The 3,407-nt window shown below is 52.8% G+C and carries 8 protein-coding genes and 1 pseudogene; 5 read left to right on the top strand and 4 right to left on the bottom strand.

Features of this window, described 5'->3' with window-relative positions; all coding sequences use genetic code 11:
- The 4 genes and pseudogenes from PHF39_RS13860 to PHF39_RS13845 form a co-directional block, all read right to left on the bottom strand.
- A pseudogene (locus tag PHF39_RS13860) lies at positions 1 to 499 on the bottom strand (hypothetical protein); the annotation flags it as partial.
- Between the two features lie 51 nt (positions 500 to 550).
- Positions 551 to 937 (bottom strand): hypothetical protein, encoded by a 387-nt coding sequence (locus PHF39_RS13855; RefSeq protein ID WP_300225169.1) that lies wholly within the window; start codon positions 935 to 937, stop codon positions 551 to 553.
- A gap of 28 nt (positions 938 to 965) precedes the next feature.
- Positions 966 to 1,205: a type II toxin-antitoxin system HicA family toxin gene (locus PHF39_RS13850; RefSeq protein ID WP_300225166.1), complete on the bottom strand. Its 240-nt coding sequence runs from the start codon at positions 1,203 to 1,205 to the stop codon at positions 966 to 968.
- Complete coding sequence (locus tag PHF39_RS13845) at positions 1,202 to 1,438, bottom strand: type II toxin-antitoxin system HicB family antitoxin (RefSeq protein ID WP_015285784.1); 237 nt, start codon at positions 1,436 to 1,438, stop codon at positions 1,202 to 1,204. Before PHF39_RS13845 ends, PHF39_RS13850 begins: the two co-directional genes overlap by 4 nt.
- A 256-nt stretch (positions 1,439 to 1,694) precedes the next feature.
- Between PHF39_RS13845 and PHF39_RS13840 the strand changes: the two genes are divergently transcribed.
- From PHF39_RS13840 to PHF39_RS13820, 5 genes are all read left to right on the top strand, one after another.
- A complete protein-coding gene (locus tag PHF39_RS13840; RefSeq protein WP_015285785.1) occupies positions 1,695 to 1,898 on the top strand; it encodes a hypothetical protein in 204 nt (67 codons plus the stop codon).
- Positions 1,899 to 2,254: 356 nt separating this feature from the next.
- A complete protein-coding gene (locus PHF39_RS13835) occupies positions 2,255 to 2,476 on the top strand; it encodes a hypothetical protein (RefSeq protein WP_300225162.1) in 222 nt (73 codons plus the stop codon).
- Positions 2,473 to 2,718: a type II toxin-antitoxin system HicA family toxin gene (locus PHF39_RS13830; protein WP_300225159.1), complete on the top strand. Its 246-nt coding sequence runs from the start codon at positions 2,473 to 2,475 to the stop codon at positions 2,716 to 2,718. Before PHF39_RS13835 ends, PHF39_RS13830 begins: the two co-directional genes overlap by 4 nt.
- Positions 2,622 to 2,984 (top strand): tetratricopeptide repeat protein, encoded by a 363-nt coding sequence (locus tag PHF39_RS14000; protein ID WP_366144249.1) that lies wholly within the window; start codon positions 2,622 to 2,624, stop codon positions 2,982 to 2,984. The genes PHF39_RS13830 and PHF39_RS14000 overlap by 97 nt, the downstream gene beginning before the upstream one ends.
- A gap of 257 nt (positions 2,985 to 3,241) precedes the next feature.
- Positions 3,242 to 3,403: a hypothetical protein gene (locus PHF39_RS13820; protein WP_300223549.1), complete on the top strand. Its 162-nt coding sequence runs from the start codon at positions 3,242 to 3,244 to the stop codon at positions 3,401 to 3,403.
- Positions 3,404 to 3,407 lie beyond the last annotated feature (4 nt).

The following is a 3,407-nucleotide window of genomic DNA, read 5'->3' as shown; positions in this document are numbered from 1 at the left end:
TGATGTTCTCGTAAAAGACGGGCGGCTCGTCCGCGCCGGCCAGGGGATCCCAGTTATACCCTTTTACATCAAGATGGATCGCGAAATTCTCAAGGTCATCCAAATTGGTACTGTTGACACCGATGAGGAGGAGCGCGTTATCATCGCCGTGGTGCCCGCCGGTGCTCGAGACGTAGAACGTGCCGGTCTTCGAGGTCGAGTTCGTGAGCTGACCGCTGGAGGCTGTCACATCATTCGTAATGTGGATCGCGTTCATCCCCTGCGTCCCGTTCACCATCCAGAAATAATAGCTTCCGTTACCATTGTAACTGAAATCATGGTCGTTGCCTAGGTTATCCCCATGGCTCCGCACTCCGTTTGCGGGAATAATAAAAGTATTGTTATTCGACGACCACGCGTTGCTTGCCGCCACCGGCAGGACTGCCGCAGCGACAAAGAGGAGAACCGCCGCCGAGGCCATCCACCACATCCTGTTCATGTGTGTTTGTTCTTTTCTCATACGAAAACCTCCATGCAGGACACTGCCCCGCATGCGTCAATAATTTACATTTCACTTTTGCAAATTATCAACTAATTTTAATTGATCGCGTATAAACTGATATATCTTTCGATTGCATAAAAATTGTAAATATAATTCCTTTTTGGAAATTTGAGAATAATCAAACCCGGATTTCTTTCCGACAAAGGTGGCGCGCCACACTGCACCGGGGATGGCCGACAGGGAAATGTTTTTCATAGGGTTGGGATCGATCCAGATATCAGACACCTGACCGGGACCGGCCTGATCCGGGCCCCGCCTTCTCATGGATCCGGCCGGGCGGCAGCACAGGTCCTGGCGCAGGCCAGCCGCACGGAAGCAGGAGACGGGACACAGGCGAACCGGGAAAGGAGGAGAGATAAAACGGGAGTGGGGAAGCCGGCCAGGACGCCACACCATATCCCCTGCAGTTCTCCCCCTCCTGCCGTTATGCCGTCAGCAGTTCAAGAAATTCATCGCGGGTAAATCTTCCCTGTTTCATGATGGAGAGCAGGACACCCGCCGGCAGGATATCGCGCTTCGGAACGACAACGAGCAGTTTCTGGCCGGTTGCATCCGTTTTGAACAGTACCGTATGGCTGCCTTTACCCTGATGGCGGGCCTTCTCAAATCCTCTCTTCATCAATCGTTTGATCAGGAAAGCCGAGGAGACCCGGGGGAGTTTCACGCCTCGACCTCAATAACGGAGGTAAATTTTTCCGGGGACGAGATGGAAGGTTCGATATCCCCGATCATATCGTATTCGCGTGCATTTTTCAGGTAGAGATCGATCGCCTCCCGGATATTTTCGAGTGCTTCTTTGGGAGTATCGCCACAGCTCGCCACTTCCAGTTCAACGCACTTTGATACATATACACCATCTTCTTCCCAGATGGTGACCGTAAAATGATAATTTGCCATCTCTTCTCAACCGGATAGATTATCGATCACGGGCAATGAACTTTGTTGTCGCGGTTGTCTGCAGGAAAACGAAAAGAGAGGGAAAGAGACCACAGGATCCTGGGCATATGGGACATCCACGAACGTCCTGCTGCTGTGAGTTCGCGATCTTGCTGGGGGACCGGTGATGCTCTGGTAAAGATTATGAAGAAGAATGCACCACGTACATCTGTATGTGCAGATAATCCGCTGCACTGGTTGATGGAGGTGAATCATCATGGGGAGTAAAACGATCGCAAAGATCCAGAGTGAAGGATACGATGCCCTTGTTAATGCACTCGGGCCGGAAGATGCGATTCGGTTCATCCGGAGTTTTGATCCCGGCAGTGGCGATTACACCAAGGACCGGAAAAAATATCTTAAGAAAATGACAGTAAAACAGATTGGAAAAGAGATTCTCGAATTGCAGAAATCTCTCTGAATATTTCAGCCAGTCTCTTTTTTATCATAACTTCCTGGAAAATGCCAGTCGAAGAACGAATACCCGGCAGCGAAATGCTCTTATCTGGATGGCGACCGTTCCAGATACCAGACCCCCGGCCGGGACCGGCCCGGTCCAGACATCGCCTTTCCATAGATCCGGCTGTGCGGCAGCACAAGCCCTGGCGCAGGCCAGCCGCACGGGAGCAGGAGGGGGGACACAGGCGAACCGGGAAAGCGGGCCGGGCCGGGGGAGAACGATGCAGGGGAAAGGGGGAGACCTGGCGGGGGTCGACGGGGGATTTTCCTCACAAAGTTGATGACCACGACAATACTATATCTGCTAGAGTGATTGACATGGCGGAACATAAGAACACCGAGATTATTTTTATTGTCGAAGAATCTCCGGAAGGCGGATACGAAGCCCGGTCGTTGAACCATTCCATCTTCACGGAAGCAGATACCTTTGACGAACTCAAAGAGATGGTTCACGATGCGGTCTCCTGCCATTTCACCGGTAAGGACCGGCCCGCTCTGATCCGGCTCCACATGGTAAAAGAGGAACTGATAGCAGTATGAAACTGCCGAGGAATGTCGATGGCGACAACCTCGCCCGCCTTCTTCATTGTTATGGGTACTGCATCGATCACCAGACCGGCAGCCACCAGAGACTTACGACCACGGTGAACGGGAAAACCCATGATATTACGATCCCCCGCCACAGATCCCTCCGGGTAGGAACGCTCCATGCAATCCTGAAGGATGTCGCAGCCCGGCAGAAAAAGGATCTGAACGTAATCATCCGCGAACTGTTTGGATAAGTACCGTACAACCCCTTCCTTTTAGGATCCGTACTCTCATACCGGGCCCGGACTCGTTCATCCTTAGTAACAACCTCGGCTGCTGCTTAATGGAACCCGGGCAGTACGAGGACGCCATCCAGTCCTTTGACCGGGCGCTCGCCATCAACCCGGGACTTAAGGAAGCGCAGGCGAACCGGGCTGCGGCAGAACAGATCCTGAAGCAATACGACCGTTCGGAGGCGGCGGACTGGACACTGCTCTTCGGGAAAACAAATCCAGTATAAGCAGCAGGGAATGATCGGCCGGACGGGTGGTGCATCACACAGTTCCGGGGGACACCGTAGAGCGAATCTTTTTATGGAACTGTTAATGGATCAGCTTGACAAACGCCGGGAAAAGAAGCAGGCCCCGGGTGGACGCGGAGGGGATACGGCGGGCCGGGGTGAGCATGCGACCCGGCAGGGGATGATACTCCGGCGACTCCCTCACAAATCCTTATCTGATACACGATACAACATAAGATATAACGGTGCTCGAAAAAATGCCGGCAAAAAAATTCAAACCGGAAGACGTTATCGGGAAACCCTACCGGAGAGGCCTGCTCCCGTATGGGGGTGCAGTCACCCGGGGAAAAATCTCATCGGCAATCAGCGAGGAAGAATTCCGGGCAACCATGAAACGGCTGAAAGCAATCATTCCATGAATGC

It is taken from the genome of Methanoregula sp. (assembly GCF_028712425.1).
Classification (GTDB): domain Archaea; phylum Halobacteriota; class Methanomicrobia; order Methanomicrobiales; family Methanospirillaceae; genus Methanoregula.
Note: the sequence above shows the minus strand (reverse complement) of the source record. Positions and strands in the feature narration are given on the sequence as shown.

Excerpts from the sequence above, each read along its gene's own strand:
- PHF39_RS13855 (WP_300225169.1), bottom strand. The coding sequence starts at position 937 with ATGGTGTGGCGTCCTGGCCGGCTTCCCCACTCCCGTTTTATCTCTCCT.
- PHF39_RS13845 (WP_015285784.1), bottom strand. The coding sequence starts at position 1,438 with ATGGCAAATTATCATTTTACGGTCACCATCTGGGAAGAAGATGGTGTA.
- PHF39_RS13840 (WP_015285785.1), top strand. The coding sequence starts at position 1,695 with ATGGGGAGTAAAACGATCGCAAAGATCCAGAGTGAAGGATACGATGCC.
- PHF39_RS13835 (WP_300225162.1), top strand. The coding sequence starts at position 2,255 with ATGGCGGAACATAAGAACACCGAGATTATTTTTATTGTCGAAGAATCT.
- PHF39_RS13830 (WP_300225159.1), top strand. The coding sequence starts at position 2,473 with ATGAAACTGCCGAGGAATGTCGATGGCGACAACCTCGCCCGCCTTCTT.
- PHF39_RS13820 (WP_300223549.1), top strand. The coding sequence starts at position 3,242 with ATGCCGGCAAAAAAATTCAAACCGGAAGACGTTATCGGGAAACCCTAC.